The 15,372-nt window shown below is 34.6% G+C and carries 10 protein-coding genes; 6 read left to right on the top strand and 4 right to left on the bottom strand.

Annotated features, from left to right (window positions below; all coding sequences use genetic code 11):
• Positions 1 to 5 precede the first annotated feature (5 nt).
• From NTZ27_09260 to NTZ27_09240, 5 genes are all read left to right on the top strand, one after another.
• On the top strand, positions 6 to 3,065 hold the full coding sequence (locus NTZ27_09260; protein MCX6174925.1) for a S8 family serine peptidase: 3,060 nt from the start codon (positions 6 to 8) through the stop codon (positions 3,063 to 3,065).
• A gap of 114 nt (positions 3,066 to 3,179) precedes the next feature.
• Complete coding sequence (locus NTZ27_09255; protein MCX6174924.1) at positions 3,180 to 3,644, top strand: CoA-binding protein; 465 nt, start codon at positions 3,180 to 3,182, stop codon at positions 3,642 to 3,644.
• Between the two features lie 72 nt (positions 3,645 to 3,716).
• On the top strand, positions 3,717 to 4,361 hold the full coding sequence (locus tag NTZ27_09250) for a phosphatase PAP2-related protein (GenBank protein MCX6174923.1): 645 nt from the start codon (positions 3,717 to 3,719) through the stop codon (positions 4,359 to 4,361).
• Positions 4,362 to 4,413: 52 nt separating this feature from the next.
• On the top strand, positions 4,414 to 5,067 hold the full coding sequence (locus NTZ27_09245) for a cobalamin-dependent protein (GenBank protein MCX6174922.1): 654 nt from the start codon (positions 4,414 to 4,416) through the stop codon (positions 5,065 to 5,067).
• Positions 5,068 to 5,139: 72 nt separating this feature from the next.
• Complete coding sequence (locus NTZ27_09240; GenBank protein MCX6174921.1) at positions 5,140 to 7,524, top strand: alpha-amylase family glycosyl hydrolase; 2,385 nt, start codon at positions 5,140 to 5,142, stop codon at positions 7,522 to 7,524.
• 53 nt (positions 7,525 to 7,577) lie between these two features.
• On the opposite strand, the gene NTZ27_09235 is transcribed toward NTZ27_09240, so the two are convergent.
• The 4 genes from NTZ27_09235 to NTZ27_09220 all read right to left on the bottom strand — a co-directional run bounded on the left by NTZ27_09235 (position 7,578) and on the right by NTZ27_09220 (position 14,434).
• Positions 7,578 to 10,202, bottom strand: a complete 2,625-nt coding sequence (locus NTZ27_09235) for a T9SS type A sorting domain-containing protein (GenBank protein MCX6174920.1) — start codon at positions 10,200 to 10,202, stop codon at positions 7,578 to 7,580.
• A 183-nt stretch (positions 10,203 to 10,385) separates the two neighbouring features.
• Positions 10,386 to 11,576, bottom strand: a complete 1,191-nt coding sequence (locus NTZ27_09230; protein MCX6174919.1) for a Xaa-Pro peptidase family protein — start codon at positions 11,574 to 11,576, stop codon at positions 10,386 to 10,388.
• Positions 11,577 to 11,650: 74 nt separating this feature from the next.
• Positions 11,651 to 13,303 carry a PAS domain-containing sensor histidine kinase gene (locus NTZ27_09225; protein ID MCX6174918.1) on the bottom strand — a complete coding sequence of 551 codons (1,653 nt, stop codon included), beginning with the start codon at positions 13,301 to 13,303 and terminating at the stop codon, positions 11,651 to 11,653.
• Positions 13,304 to 13,471: 168 nt separating this feature from the next.
• Positions 13,472 to 14,434 (bottom strand): L-threonylcarbamoyladenylate synthase, encoded by a 963-nt coding sequence (locus NTZ27_09220; protein MCX6174917.1) that lies wholly within the window; start codon positions 14,432 to 14,434, stop codon positions 13,472 to 13,474.
• 85 nt (positions 14,435 to 14,519) lie between these two features.
• Between NTZ27_09220 and hisN the strand changes: the two genes are divergently transcribed.
• On the top strand, positions 14,520 to 15,287 hold the full coding sequence (gene hisN, locus NTZ27_09215; protein ID MCX6174916.1) for a histidinol-phosphatase: 768 nt from the start codon (positions 14,520 to 14,522) through the stop codon (positions 15,285 to 15,287).
• Positions 15,288 to 15,372: the final 85 nt, after the last annotated feature.

Below are 15,372 nucleotides of genomic sequence, written 5' to 3'. Positions count from 1 at the left end.
TTAACATGTATAAGAAAATAATTATTTCGATTTTAATTTTCATTTTATCCTTTTTAGAAATTCATGGTCAAATAAAAAAATATTCCCCGCCAAATATGTTTTCAGAAGTTGAAATATATAAAGACGAAAAAGGAAACACTTATTCAACAACTGTTTCTGTAAAATTTAAAATAAAAACAATAGACAATAAAAAAGGTGTTAAAACAGCGACACTAAATGATATTTTGCTTCCTGAAATTAGAAATCTTTTTTCAAAGGTAGAAAAAAAATATGGAAAATTTATTTTGGAGAAGGAGTTTATTAATCATATATGGGGAGACACAATAGGAATACATATTGTTTCAAAAAAACCAGTAAAAATTAAGGATTTGTCACAATACTATAAATTGAGATTTAATAATATTATTTGTATTGATAGTCTTTCCACTATTTTAAGAGAATCTGGATGGTTTAGTTTTGTAGAGGGACCTTTCTTTGCATTTTATACTTACAATCCAAATGATTATTCGGCAAGCGAACAATGGTCTCTACCTAGAATTGAAGCCACTAAAACTTGGGATATTACTAAAGGCTCAGATCAAGTAAAAATTGCTTTTCCAGATGGCTGGAAATTTTATTCAAATCCAGAAACAAATCTACACAATGAACTTAGAAACGGAAAAGTAGTATATAATCAAAATAGTAATTCTGGTGGTCATGGTCAGCAGACTTCAGGAGTCGCAGCAGCACTTACTGATAATGGTTCGGGAACAATTTCAAGTATAGGTTTTAATTCAAGTTTAATGTTCGTAGCAGGATCACCATCAGGTATTAATACTGCAGTAGAACAAGGAGCTCATATAATTAATTGTAGTTGGATAAGTGGCAGTTATGGACCACTTGACACTGCAGTATATAATGCTCTTAGTCAAGGAGTAATTGTTGTTGCTTCTGCGGGAAATGATCAAAATAATGTTAGCGGTATCGGGACAATTCCTGTTTGTGTTTATCCAGCTGCTTATAATTTTTCAGATATTGGCAAACAAGTAATTGCTGTTTCCGCAACAGGATTGAGCGGCAGTACTGAATATTTTACGGATTCACCGTTATTTTCTCCTACTTGGAATTATTCACCGGGTACAAATCCTGTTACAGATCCTACAAATTCTTTTATAGATGTTGCAGCACCCGGTATTTCAATAAAAGTTCTACACGATTCACTGACTAATAGTTATAGAACAGTTAGTGGAACCTCATTCTCGGCACCTTTAGTTTCGGGGTTATTAGGCTTAATGCGATCAGTCTATTCAGGTTTAACTCCAGAAATTGCTCATTCAGTTTTGACAAATACTGCTGATAAAATAGGTCAATTTAACTATGATGGTTATGGTTGGAACCAACGTATGGGTTATGGAAGAATTAATGCTTACAAAGCAATTAAATATTTACTGGAGCATTATGGCGGGATATTAACACAAGACTTAACAATCCCATCAGGCGAAACTTGGGATTTCCAACCTGGTGTTACCGTTACTTTTGCAAGCGGAACCTCCCTTATTGTCAACGGTACCTTAAACGCGGTAGGTACTGCATCAGATCCAATCATATTTGATAGAATAGGTTCTAGTGGAACTTGGGGCGGTATAGTCATTAATTCCGGCAGTTATGGAGATGTTGAATATTGTAATATTAATAACGCTTCAACCGGTATTTATCTAAATAATAATGGTAATCATACTTCAATTAAAGATTGCGAGATTAATGACAGCGAATATTATGGAATATATGTATATAATTCTGTACCAACAGTATTAAGAAACAAAATTGTAAATCAAGATACAGGGGCTTTCGGAATATTATGTAATTATTATGCAGTCCCATTAACAAAAGATAATTTAATCAAAGGTTTTGCTACAGCAGGAATTTATAGCGTTGATCATTCCGGACCATATTGGTATAATGGTACCGCCAATAATGTAATTAAAGAAAATTATTATGGCATATATCTAAATTACTACTCATATGCTTGGTTAGGTAATAGCCAATATAACGGATCAAACAGCATTTACTCAAGTACGATCTATGATGTAAAGGCCATAGACAATAGTACAGCGAATGTGCAAAGTACTTGGTGGGGAACATATCCGCCAAACGCATCAAAATTTTATACTTCTGGTAGTTCGACGATTGATAGATCAAATCCGCTAAGCTCAGATCCGAACAATAGTGCAGATATGAAAATTGCCACAGACGATAACAAAAATAGTCATGTAGGTATTTCTTTATCTGTTGCGAATGTAAAATCTAACTTAGCAAGTGAAAATGATCCGTCAAATGAAATAAATACATTATTAGAACTCTTTAAGAAAAACAGCAATAACGAAACCGGAAAAAATTCTTTAATATCACTTGAATATTTATTTACCAAATCCGATAGAAAAGACTTTATGGATTTTTCTAAAAAAGAATTAAGACCGTTAATAAAAGAAGCCGATGAACTCTATCCGCTATTGTTAGAGTTAGAGATGCACCAACTTCTAAATATAGGTAATGTTAAAGAAGCACTAGATTATAATGATACTCTTGAGAAAATGATAAATGATAAGACAGTGAATAAATATGCTTTATTTAGAAAAGGGTTTTTATATCTAACACAAATGAATGATACAAAGAATGCAGAAAAAGTATTTTCTGATTTTGTAAACAAATATCCGGATGATGAATTGGTTTTAATTATAAATAATATAATGAATCATAATAATGGTTTTACTAATTCAATGATTAATTTACAAAAAGACGCTAATGATAAGGAAGAAAAACAAACAGAATCTAGCCTAAATGACTGCTACCCTAACCCATTCAACCCAACAACAAACATTTCATTTTCGCTCACGCAAAGAAGTAATTTAAAGCTTGTTGTATATGACGCACTCGGAAGAGAAGTAGCAAACTTGGCAGATGGTATTTATGAAGCCGGCAAACATGAAATTACTTTTGATGCAAGTAAACTGCCAAGCGGGGTTTATTTTTATAATTTAGTTATTGCAAATAGTTCGTTTACTAAAAAAATGATTCTGATGAAATAGGTTAAAGTTCAAAGTTAATAATGTAGATGCTACAAAACTCAAACCCGATTTTTTAATTGAATTCGGGTTTGTTATTTTTAAATACAAGAAATATTCATATAAATGGGAAAGAAAATGAACTACGAACAAAAAGTAAAAGACTTTCTTAATCAGAAATCAATTGCTATTGCCGGTGTATCGCGCAATCCTCAAGGATCAGTTGGTAATCCAATCTATAAAAAATTTAAGGAAAACGGTTATAACATTTTTCCAGTTAATCCAAATGCAGAAATGATTGAAGGAGACAAGTGTTATCCGAATTTAAAATCTATTCCCGAAAAAGTTGATGCTGTTTTCATCGCAACAAGTCCGGCAATCTCAACTGAAATTGTAAAACAGAGTATTGATGCCGGAGTTAAGACAATCTGGTTTCACCGTTCAATGGGAAACGGAAGTTTCTCAGAAGAGGCGGCAAAACTTGGAGAAGGTAAAGGCATAACTGTAATCAGAAGCGGATGCCCGATGATGTATATTAGTAAAGTGGATCCCTTTCATAAAATGATGCGGTTCTTTATGAAACTCTTTGGAAAGCTGAAATAAAATATTTTAGCTTTGCTTTTACTCCCAACACAACTATTTTAAGGCGTTCATTTCACAAACACAAAAAAGTAATTGAGAAAACTTAAAGAGATAAAATCAATCTGGCTGCCGTATCTGCTTGATAAAAGTTACAGAACAAAACTTCTAATTACGCTTTTTCTTCTTGTTATAATTCTTTTCTTTCTCGCAAAATTTCTTGCATACAACGAAGCACGTCCCGGCTTTACATTCAACGATCCGCTACTGGCTACATTTCATCCCGTTGATGTAACATGGTTAACCTTTGGTTTGATTTATCTTGGATTAATAATTGCTCTAACGTTTTTGATGTTTCATCCCAACAGAATGCTGACAGCACTGCAATCATATACATTAATTGCAGCATTACGATTGATTACTATTTACTTCTTACCGTTAAACGCACCGCTATATATCATACCTCTTAAAGATCCGTTCGTAGAATTTTTTGGCGGAGGTACAACTCTTTTGCGCGATCTATTCTTTTCCGGACATACATCAACAATGTTCCTTTTCTTTTTGACCGCAAAGAGTAAAAAACTAAAAAGTGTTTTTCTAATTTGCACAATTCTTATAGCTGCCTGCGTTTTAATTCAGCATGTCCATTATACAATTGATGTTGTTGCAGCTCCATTCTTTGCTTATACCGGCTATCGGATCTCCCGCCTAATTAATAAACGCAAAAAAAAATCTTCCTAGAGTGGAATTATTTCTCGTTAGTTATCGTTTTATTGTAATTGAGGATAATAAAATGAGTAAAATGATTCTTGAAGCTGTTTATCTGCATTATCTAAATGCACTTCTTGATGGAGATAAAAAGCAGTGCTCACAAATTGTGTTTAACCTTATTGAGCAGAAGGTCAGCATCAAAGAAATTTACATGGAGCTTTTTCAGCGCTCGATGTACAGAATTGGCCAAATGTGGGAACGAGAAAAATGTTCTGTTGCCGGTGAGCATATTGCAACAAAAATTACCGAGGCATTGATCGAATTAGTAAGTACAAGTTCTTTAGGAGATGACGACAACGGCAAACTTGCTCTGATAACTTGTGTTGATAAAGAGTATCATGAACTTGGAGCGCGTATGGTTGCCGGATTTTTAGAAGCATACGGCTGGCGTATTATTTTTATCGGTTCCAACACACCGCAATCGGATATCATAACTTTCGTCAGAGAAAAGAAACCGGATTTGGTCGGAATATCGAACAGCTTTTATATTAATGTTATAAGATTGATTAAATTAATTCAAGCTATCAAAGAAGAATTCCCAGATCAAGAAATAATCATTGGCGGACAAGCCCTTGCCGAAGGACGTGCCGATCAGTTATCCCAATATAATAATGTACACTACATTACCTGTCTAAACGGACTAGAAAAATATTTAACTGAATACTATCCGGTCTAAACCTCTTTTTAATTCTCTTATACCTTTAGTTTTTTTATTTTACACATGAAAAAATTCCACATGGAGATCAACATGAAGTTTTTTAAGCCGTTCTTTTTATTTTCTTTCTTATTTCTTGTTTCCAGTTATGCTCAGAATGGAATACAAGACATTATTAAACCGGTTAATCTCATCGCAGGTAAAACGGATTCAATGTTGATCAGCGATATGTTCTACTCAAATAACTACGATTTGAAATTCAAAGAAAACAAAAAAGTAAAAGTAAATTATAATAAACGAACCGGAAAAATTTATTTCAAAGCAGATATGAATTTTGCGGGGATGACATTAGTAGATTTCAAACTTGCGGGGAATACTTACTCCTTTCCGGTACGATCACGCGTTCAGCAAAAATTTAAATTCTCTTACAAACCCGAAAAGAAATACAATAAACTTACTCTCTTTGGAAGTTTTAACGGATGGGATAGGGGTAATCTTCCGATGAAAGATGAAAACGGTGACGGAATTTTTGAAACGGAAGTTGCGCTTGAACCGGGAAGATATGAATATAAGTTTTGGGGTGACGGAGAGGAAATTGTTGATCCTAATAATCCGAATAAAAAACCAAATGGTTTCGGTGACTTCAATTCACTTTTTAATGTTGCTAATCCGGATGCCGGTAAATTATTTCTTCACGTTGCCGGAAAAGAAATTAGCAAGAATGAATCAGAGTTTTCATTTATCTATGAAAATGAAAAAGATGGAAACGGTATTGAACAGAAAAATATTATTGCATTGCTTAACAATCAGCGAATAGATAAAAAGTATATCAAAATTAAAAATGAAAATATTGAATTCTCATTCTCCAAAAATCATTTAAAAGGAAAAAATCTTTTCTGTGTTGCAATAAATAAAAACGGTAGATCAACAAATATTCAATCAATAATTCTATTGAACGGTATTCCGGCAGACAACAATAATTTTACATGGAACGACGGTATAATTTATTCTTTGATGATAGATAGATTTAACGACGGGGATAAATCACTTAACAAACCGATCGTTCATGATTCGCTTTTTGAAAAGGCAAATTATATGGGCGGTGATTTTCAAGGAATCATAAATAAAATTAATGATGGATATTTTGATTCACTCGGCATCAACACAATTTGGATTTCGCCCGTTTATGATAATCCTGATCAAGCATATAAAGAATCTCCTGCGCCGCACAGATGGTTCTCGGGTTATCACGGATATTGGCCAATAAGTTCTTTTGATGTAGAAGAAAAATTCGGCACAATAGAAAAATTAAAAGAGATAGTTTCAACAGCACATAAACATAAAATAAAAATTTTATTGGATTTTGTTGCTAATCATGTTCATGAAAATCATCCGCTTGTCAAACAGCACCCGGAATGGTTCGGCAAACTTCAACTTCCTGACGGAAGATTGAATCTTAGGTTATGGGATGAACAAAGATTAACAACCTGGTTTGAACCGTATTTACCAAAGTTTAATTTCGTTGGCTCAAAGGAAGTGATTGATTTTCAAACCTCCAATGCAGTTTGGTGGTTGAAGACAACAAATGCAGATGGATTCAGACAAGATGCAGTTAAACATATGCCAAATGAATTTTGGCGCGCACTCAATCAAAAAATAAAGAAAGAAATTGAATTGCCGATGAATGTTTCCATATATCAAATCGGAGAAACCTTCGGCAGTTATGAATTGATAAGTTCTTACGTGAATAACGGACAGCTTTCCGCACAGTTCAACTTTAATCTCTATGATATAGCTCTGCCGACTTTTCTTGATAAAAAAATGTCGTTCAACTCACTTGATGCTGAATTAAAAAAATCGTTTTTAGTTTACGGTGAAAATAATTTAATGGGAAATATTATGGACAGCCACGATAAGAATCGGTTCATGGCATTTGCTGATGGAGATTTAGAATTAAGCCAATGGAGCGCAACGGAAGAAGGATGGAATAATCCGCCGAAGGTTGATAATCCCGCTAACTACGAAAAAGCAAAATTGTATTATGCATATATGAATACGATTCCCGGTCTTCCTGTTATTTATTACGGCAGCGAATTTGGAATGACAGGTGCATCCGATCCCGACAATAGAAGAATGATGCGCTTCGGAAATGATCTGAGTAAAGATGAAAGGAAAATGCTGGAAGATGTGCGAAAAACTATAAATGTTAGAAAAGAGCATCCGGCACTTCGTTATGGAGATTTTTTAACTCTTCGAACCGATGAAAATATTTATTCTTATATCCGTTCGGATATGAACGAGAGAATTTTAATTATTTTGAACAAGAGTGAAAATCCTCAGCAAGTAGAATTACAATTGCCGGATTTTTATAAGATTAATTCCGTCTTGGATGTAATCAGCGGAGAGAAGATAAAAGTTAAAAAAGGAAAGTTAGAAATTACGGTTAAAGGCGTAGGATTTAGATTTTTACTGTTATAATAAAAATAAATCCCTCCTCTGCTCATGAGGAGGGATCTTTATGAAGCCGTAAATTATTTGATCAGCATTAACTTCTTAGTGCTTGAATATTTTGGTGTAATTAACTGATAGAAATAGATTCCGCTTGTTAGATTACTTCCGTCAAATGTAATCTTGTAAATTCCGGTACCTTGATTTTCACTTACAAGAGTTGTTATAACATTCCCGAGCAAATCATAAACCTTTAATTGAACAAAACTATTTTCCGGAATTGAGTAACTAATAATTGTAGTTGGATTAAACGGATTAGGATAATTTTGATCCAGACTAAATTCAGTTGGAATCCGTTGATCCTTTTCTATCGCTGTTACTGTAGAAACAGTTGAAGTACTACTATAGTCGGACTCAGCATTATTGTTAACCGCACGTATACGATAAGTATACGTAGAACCAGCTGTAACATTTTGATCTGTATATGAATTAGAATTTGCCGTTACCGTTTGAACAACAGAATAATTGTTTGCACTGCTGGCATTTCCGTCTTTTCTTTCTATCGAATAACCTGTTTCGCTGGTTGAATTATCAGTCCATGTTAAATTATTCTTAGAACTGCTTGATGTTGCATTCAAATTTGTCGGTGTATTCAATTTATTTGAATATGATCTTATTGGTGAATAACCGCTGGTTAAGTTTGTGCCGAGTGCTCTCACTCTCCAATAAATTTTTGAGCCTTCAAGATTTGCATTGGCAAAGCTGTAAGTCGAGTCCGTCAAACTTGAATTATCAATTAAGATGTTTGTTAAGAAAAACGGATCGGCAGAAATCTGCAATTGATAATTTAAAGCACTGGTCACTTTCGTCCATGTTATTGTAACGGCACCGGATTTATTTTTATCGCCGTTATTCGGTGAAACAGCGCCGGGTTTTGAAAGATTGGTTGAAGAGTAAGATTCATTCTGATTAATATTTCCCGGCGTTGGAACGCCGTAGTTAAAACTAAATTGTGAAAATGCTGTTCCGCTTCCGCTTAGTTGAACTGAAGCAGTTGTTGGTATCATACCTATATCATTGCTAGTTAAACCGGTAGCATCTCCGTCAACAGCAGTAAATGATCCACCGTAACTTATAAATTGATTTTGTATTACGGCTCCTGTTCGACTTATTGCAACACCTGCTGGAGGACCTAATAAATTATTCGATGGAAAAGTTTTATAGTATGTTGTAAGTCCATTACTTGTGGTTCCAACAGTAAATTGATCTAACGTGTATGTTGCATACGATGCACCCGTTTTGCCGTCATACATCGTTACAGTATAATTATTTATATCTGTAATCGTACTTTTTAAAGCTACTTCAACGAACTGTGGAGTTGCTAAATTGCCAGTTACTTTTCGAGGAGCGGCATCGGTAAAAAATTCGTTAAAAAATGCAGCAGCATCTCTTCCTTCTTGAACAACAGGACTTTCTGCAACAACATCTGTTATAAAATTCTGGTTGTTCTGCCCGAAACGCATCCATCCGTTGGCATCAACCGTAACTTGTTCTATATCTTCTCTCAATCCTCCTGTGGCAGACTGATTCCCATCATGTTTGAATGCAATTTTCTTTGTGCCGTCTTGGAATTCATTTAAACCGGTTACATTTACACTATGACCATACCATTTTTGGTCTGTTGGATCCTTCCAGAAATAGTTCATCTCAACGTCTTCGCCATTTTTCATATTCTTTAGCAAATAATCCCAGGTCGGTTTTGGATTAGGATTATTTCTATCATCAAAATTTCTTCCGATTGATTTACCGCTTGTGCTCACCACTCCCACTGGATTATTATTCCAGGAACTTTGAAATTTTACTTCCAGCGGTAAATTATATTGTTCAATGAAATCAAGTTTGCCTGAAATAAAATTATTAATAGGTGTTCCTTGCCCATTCTTTCTTTTCATTTTTCCGCTTAAGGTTTGCTCTGTTTTTTTTAAATTCATATCCGCAGGCAGGCTTACATCAGTATATTTTGACTGCAGCCACTTCATACTATTCGCCGTTGCAGTAGGAACACATGCATTAAGATCGCCTGCATAAGTTGCAGATATTCCATTTTGTGTATTATCTAAATCGAGATTCGGCGCGTCAGGTCTATATTGATAGTTAGTCATTGGATCTCCAACTGATTGTCCTGGACGAACTAAAGGTGTAATGGTTATACCCGGATCAGTTCCATCACCGGCTCCTATTGCGTTATTTTCCACTGTATTTACTGTAATAATTTTTTGATCTACAAAAGTTGAAGGATCAAAAGGATAAAATCCGACCGCATCTAAAAGATGGATGTAAACAGTTAAACTCAATGGTACTGAATATGGAGGTGCAGATATTAATGAAAAATCAAAAGTTGTTGAAAATATTAAAGGTCCCGGGGTTTCGGAACTAGAAGGCAAGTACATATTTGAAACTATAATATTAAATTGGGATGTAGCATTATTGGTAGCTCCAATGCTTAAATATTTTGCTTGAGTTCCTGGAGTAAATGTAATTGTGGCTAAACCGTCGGGAATTTGTGGAGTGTAGTTCCCCCAATGAATTTTATTAATATCAAGAGAGATGGTCGGGAGGGTAGATTGTGATAGAATTTTATTTTGGATAGCAGTTGTTAATAAAAAAATCAACACTAATCGGAAAATATAGTTATATGTTCTTCTCATCGGTCTCTCCTAGGTTATTTATTTTTTCAATAAAGAGGAAACGGAAACAATAAAAGATGACGTATCCGTTATTAAAGTAATTTATTATTCCCTTGAGTGCAATAGAAATTTTATAGAAGTGATATAAAACGAGATAATAGAATCCTCCTCTCGGATTGAGAGGAGGAATAAAAACAACAGAATTTATTTTATTAGATAAATTTCATTCTGTCTTTCGGAAAGGAATTCACAGCCATCTTTTGTTATTAAAACTTCTTCTTCAATTGTAGCAATGCCGTAGTTTGGAATTGTTAATCTTGGTTCTATTGTAAAAACATTTCCTTCTTCAACTTCTAGCATTGGTAGATTTCCATATCGTTCCCATTTAGGTCCTAGCAATGCGCCACCGTCGTGTGCAAATCTACCAACTTGATGACCAAGTCCGTGCGGATATTCTTCGTAACCTTTTATTTGAATAAAATTGCGTGCTATCTCATCTATCTCCCAACCTTTTTTACCGGGCTTCAATTCGTTAGCTGCTCTTGTGATTGATTCCTTAATAACATCAAAACCGCGCTGAACATCTGCCGGAGCTTTATCTTCATGCGGAAAGCAAATGTACCATGTTCTCTGAAGATCGGAACAGTAACCATTATACTTAACACCAAAATCCATATTCACAACATGACCGGTTTCTACAACACGGTTTGTTGGTCCCGAATGTGCGCCCGCAGTATTTGGTCCGGAAAATACAGCCGGACAATGTTCTACATCCCAGGAAAGTTCTAATCCTTTTTTATTGCAGAGATCGAGAACGAATTGTGCAACTTGCTTTTCTGTTATTCCTGGTTTTAGAAACTTTGTTACTTCATCAAAGATCTTCAAAGTTTCTTTAATTGCTTCTTTCATGTTTGCAAGTTCGCCTGCAGATTTTCTTCCTTTTAATGAAGCAATAATTTCTTCTGATGAGATAAACGCGTTAACGTATTTTGTGTCTTTTAAGAGATCCATTAATTCAAGATATAACCCATGCGTTAACCCGTCTGCAAGTGATGAGTTGTGCGAATAATTAATGGCGATCTTTGTCGGTTTTATGGAATCTAATACTTCGATTAGTTTTTCTTTTACAGATTTTAGATAGCTGTGAATATTTTTATATGTCCCCACAGTTTTCATGTTTTCTAATTCAAGCGATCCGATTACAGCGTGTGTGTCTCCGCTCTTTGTTATAATAAAAGCAGATTGCCATGTCGCTCCTGTTCCAACCATCATATCCATCATAGGATCTTTCATGTTTCCGGTTTCACGGACGTATGTCATCCACATATCAATATTTTTTTCGTTTAATATTTTTGCTGCTTGATCAATTTTTTCAAGAATCATTTCTTTTGACATAAATTATTTCTCCGATAAGAACAAATCGTTTAACTTTATGGAAATATTCCTAATGCTAAGTAACTTTCACCTGATTAAGCTTTTGGAAGTGTAAATGTAAATGTTGTACCCACTCCAACTTTGCTCTCAACATGGATCTTGCCGCGGTTTCGTTCTATCATTTCTTTGCAGATAATTAATCCAAGTCCGCTTCCTTTTTCATCTTTAGTTCCGTATGTAGTATGATGAACATCTATTCGAAGAAGTTTCGGCAGATCTTCTTCTTTAATGCCTACACCTGTATCTGTAACTGAAATATCTACAGAGCTTGCTTTGATAAGCGAACGGAAAAGAACGGAACCTGATTCATTTGTAAATTTTATAGCATTTGAAAGCAGATTCTGAATAACTGAAGAAATCATGTCTTCATCGGCAAAGACAACTACATTCGGTGAAACTTCATTTACGAGATGAATTTTTTTGTTCGTTGCATTATCTGTAAGAAGTGAGATAATCTGATTTATCTTAAACGAAATATTAAAGTTTGATGGCTGATACGGGATTTTACCGGATTGGATTTTGGACCATTGAAGAAGATTTTCAAGAAGAGTAAAAACGTTTTTTGCTGATTCGTGGATTTTTTCCGCGAATGATTTAATATCTTCTTTCGGAAGTTCATCAATATCGTCAACGAGAAATTCCGAAAAACTTAAAAGAGAGCTAAACGGACTTCTCAGATCATGTGCTATAATAGAAAAGAATTTATCTTTAGAGGCGTTGGCGTTCTTTAGTTCTTCTTCAGAAATTTTTAACTGATTATTTATATATTCCAAACGTTCAATTAATTGCTTTAACTTACCCTCGCTCTTTTTTTGTTCAGTTATATCCCGAAGTATTCCTCTATATGCTATTATTTTGCCGCTGCTGTCTTTTATCGCAAGTGAAGTTTCATGAACTGTAGCAACAGTTCCATTCAGCCTTCGAATATTTATTTCATAGTCTTTTACAAAGCCGTTCTTTTCAAGTTCTTGCTTAAATTTATTTCTTTCTCTTTCATCCAAATAAAATATTTTTCCTATATCCAGATTTTTCAGTTCATCATTATCTATTGATGAAACACCAAACATCTCCATTCCGGCGGGATTTAAAGCAATAAATTTTCCTTCTGGGTTGCTTTCATAGACAGCATCTTTCAATTCTGTAAATAGTTCCTTAAATCTAATCTGAGCTTCACGAAGAATATTCTCAGATTTTATCTCTTCAGTTAAATCTCGCGCTACTCCAACACGAGCTACCAGATCTCCATTTTCATCGCGGGCTGTGGTTGTATATAATTCAATAAGAAATTCCGTGTTATCTTTTCGCTTATTCCATAATTTACCGCGCCAACCTTGCTTGATAGTTGATGGATGAATTTGGCTGATAGTCTGAAGGTCGTTTTTGTCTGAACGTATAATTGTAATAGATTGTCCTACCAGCTCGGAAAGACTATATCCATATGTTTTTAAAAATGCATCGTTAACGTAAAGTATCTTTTCATTTAAATCTGTAATTGAAATGCATTCGCTGATAGAGTTTAAAGCATAGAGAGCTAATTTTAATTCTTCCATAGACCGAGCTTTTTCATTCAGTCTCTCAAATGTTTTATGTCTTTCTATTTTGATGTTATCGCTCATCTGTATAGTATATAATAAACCTAATTGAAATATAAAAATCGTTTCAGACAGAATGTAGATAAAATTAGCCAATCTTGAATATTCTGTTTCTGGGGAATAATCTCTTTTTTAACTATTTCTGTCGTATTGTTAATATTTTAACAAGCATAGAGAAAAGAACGTTTCATCTCCAAATTATTCTCCTACTATTTCATTAGTGAATATCCAAGTTTTTACTTAGTGCAGTCAATCTAAATGTAATTACTTAAGTTTATTCGCTGCCTTTCTCAACCGGTCCATTATTGCTCTTCCTAAACCTTTTTCTTCAACTGGTTCAACTAGAATCAAATCAAGATTACTTTTTTCGAGTTCGTGAAGATGTGAAAAAAGATTTGCAGCAGCTTCTCTTAAATCTCCCGCCATAGAAAGAAGCTTTACATCAACAAACGGGAAATCAATTTTATTCTCTTTGAAGAAAAGGGCACCGATTTTTTTATTTTTATCAAGAAATTTCTTATTGAAAAACTTTAAAGGAGTTTGCGGTGAATAATGAAAAGGAAGTTGTCCTGGTGCTGTTGGTTTGTTTATATCAACCTTTCTGGTTTTTATTTTTCCAATTTCATTTTCAATTTCCTCTTTGGATAAACCGCCCGGACGTAAAAGATAAAACTCATTTTCATAAAATTGAATTATAGTTGATTCAACACCGATAGAACTTTTTCCTCCATCAAGAATCATATCAACTTTATCACCGAGATATTTCTCAACATGTTTTGCTTCGGTTGGACTTAGATGACCAAATTTGTTTGCACTTGGTGCGGCGATTGGTGTTCCGCATGATTCAATTAATTGAAGAGCTATTGGATGATTCGGCATTCTTACTGCTACTGTTGGATTTCCCGATGTAACTATATCCGGAACGATTTCTGTTTTTGGTAAAACCAATGTTAGGGGTCCGGGCCAAAATTTTTCAATCAACAGATCAATTTTTTCATTTTTAATAGGAGAGAATTTTTCAAGTGAATCTTTATCGGCAATATGGAGTATCAGAGGATTGAATGAAGGGCGTTTCTTCACCTCAAATATTTTTGCAACTGCGATCGGATTTAATCCATCGGCGCCTAAACCGTAAACGGTTTCAGTAGGAAATGCAACAAGTCCGCCGCGTTTAATAATTTCTGCCGCTTGCTGAATACTTTCGCTATTTGCTTTAACTAAACTCATTGATGATACGAAAATATAACTTTTGTGAACGAATTGTTAAACGAATATATTTGAAATAGTTGCTCAATTAAATTATGGTGACGATATGCAAGAGTTAAATGAGTTACGGCATTTCTGTAAATGGCTTGCTGATGAAAGCGGAAAGATCATTAAACACTACTGGCGAACCGGAATAACCGTTGAGAACAAGCCCGATCAATCGCCCGTAACAATCGCTGATAAAAAAGCAGAAGAGTTTATGCGCGAGGCGATTATGAAAAAATTTCCAAATCACGGAATACTCGGCGAGGAATTTGGTGAACATAATCCGAACGCGGGATACAAATGGGTTTTAGATCCGATTGACGGAACGAAAAGTTTTATATGCGGGACTGTTACGTTTGGAACTCTGATCGCACTACTTAAAAACGGTGAACCGATTCTGGGCGTTATAAATCAACCGATACTCAATGAATTTTTAATTGGAGATAATCACGCAACAGAATTAAACGGAAAGCAAGTTTACGTGAGAGAGTGCAATAATCTTTCTGAAGCGGTTTTGCTTACGACTGATCAACTTAACATTGAGAAGTATCAGAACATTATAAAATTTGATGAACTGGTTCACAAAGTAAAACTCTATCGCCAATGGGGCGATTGTTACGGTTACTATCTTGTTGCAACTGGGTATGCCGATATTATGATTGATCCGATTATGAATCCGTGGGATCTATTCGCACTTATTCCAATTATCCGCGGTGCGGGTGGAACAATTACTGATTATCACGGAAACGATCCGCTGAAAGGAAACAGTATTGTTGCAACTGCGGGAAAGATTCATCAAGACATTATTGATTTGTTAAATCCGTCTTAATTGTTAAAAAATGTTAACAACATAAATCCCCCTCTTTTGATAGTTAAAAAAAACTAAATTGTTAAATAGAAAACAAACAACTCTC

Source organism: Ignavibacteriales bacterium, from assembly GCA_026390775.1.
Taxonomy (GTDB): domain Bacteria; phylum Bacteroidota; class Ignavibacteria; order Ignavibacteriales; family Melioribacteraceae; genus Fen-1258.
The sequence above is the reverse complement of the archived record's forward strand: the minus strand, read 5'-3'. Positions and strand labels throughout refer to the sequence as shown.

Excerpts from the sequence above, each read along its gene's own strand:
- NTZ27_09260 (MCX6174925.1), top strand. The coding sequence starts at position 6 with ATGTATAAGAAAATAATTATTTCGATTTTAATTTTCATTTTATCCTTT.
- NTZ27_09255 (MCX6174924.1), top strand. The coding sequence starts at position 3,180 with ATGAACTACGAACAAAAAGTAAAAGACTTTCTTAATCAGAAATCAATT.
- NTZ27_09245 (MCX6174922.1), top strand. The coding sequence starts at position 4,414 with ATGAGTAAAATGATTCTTGAAGCTGTTTATCTGCATTATCTAAATGCA.
- NTZ27_09240 (MCX6174921.1), top strand. The coding sequence starts at position 5,140 with ATGAAGTTTTTTAAGCCGTTCTTTTTATTTTCTTTCTTATTTCTTGTT.
- NTZ27_09235 (MCX6174920.1), bottom strand. The coding sequence starts at position 10,202 with ATGAGAAGAACATATAACTATATTTTCCGATTAGTGTTGATTTTTTTA.
- NTZ27_09230 (MCX6174919.1), bottom strand. The coding sequence starts at position 11,576 with ATGTCAAAAGAAATGATTCTTGAAAAAATTGATCAAGCAGCAAAAATA.
- NTZ27_09220 (MCX6174917.1), bottom strand. The coding sequence starts at position 14,434 with ATGAGTTTAGTTAAAGCAAATAGCGAAAGTATTCAGCAAGCGGCAGAA.
- hisN (MCX6174916.1), top strand. The coding sequence starts at position 14,520 with ATGCAAGAGTTAAATGAGTTACGGCATTTCTGTAAATGGCTTGCTGAT.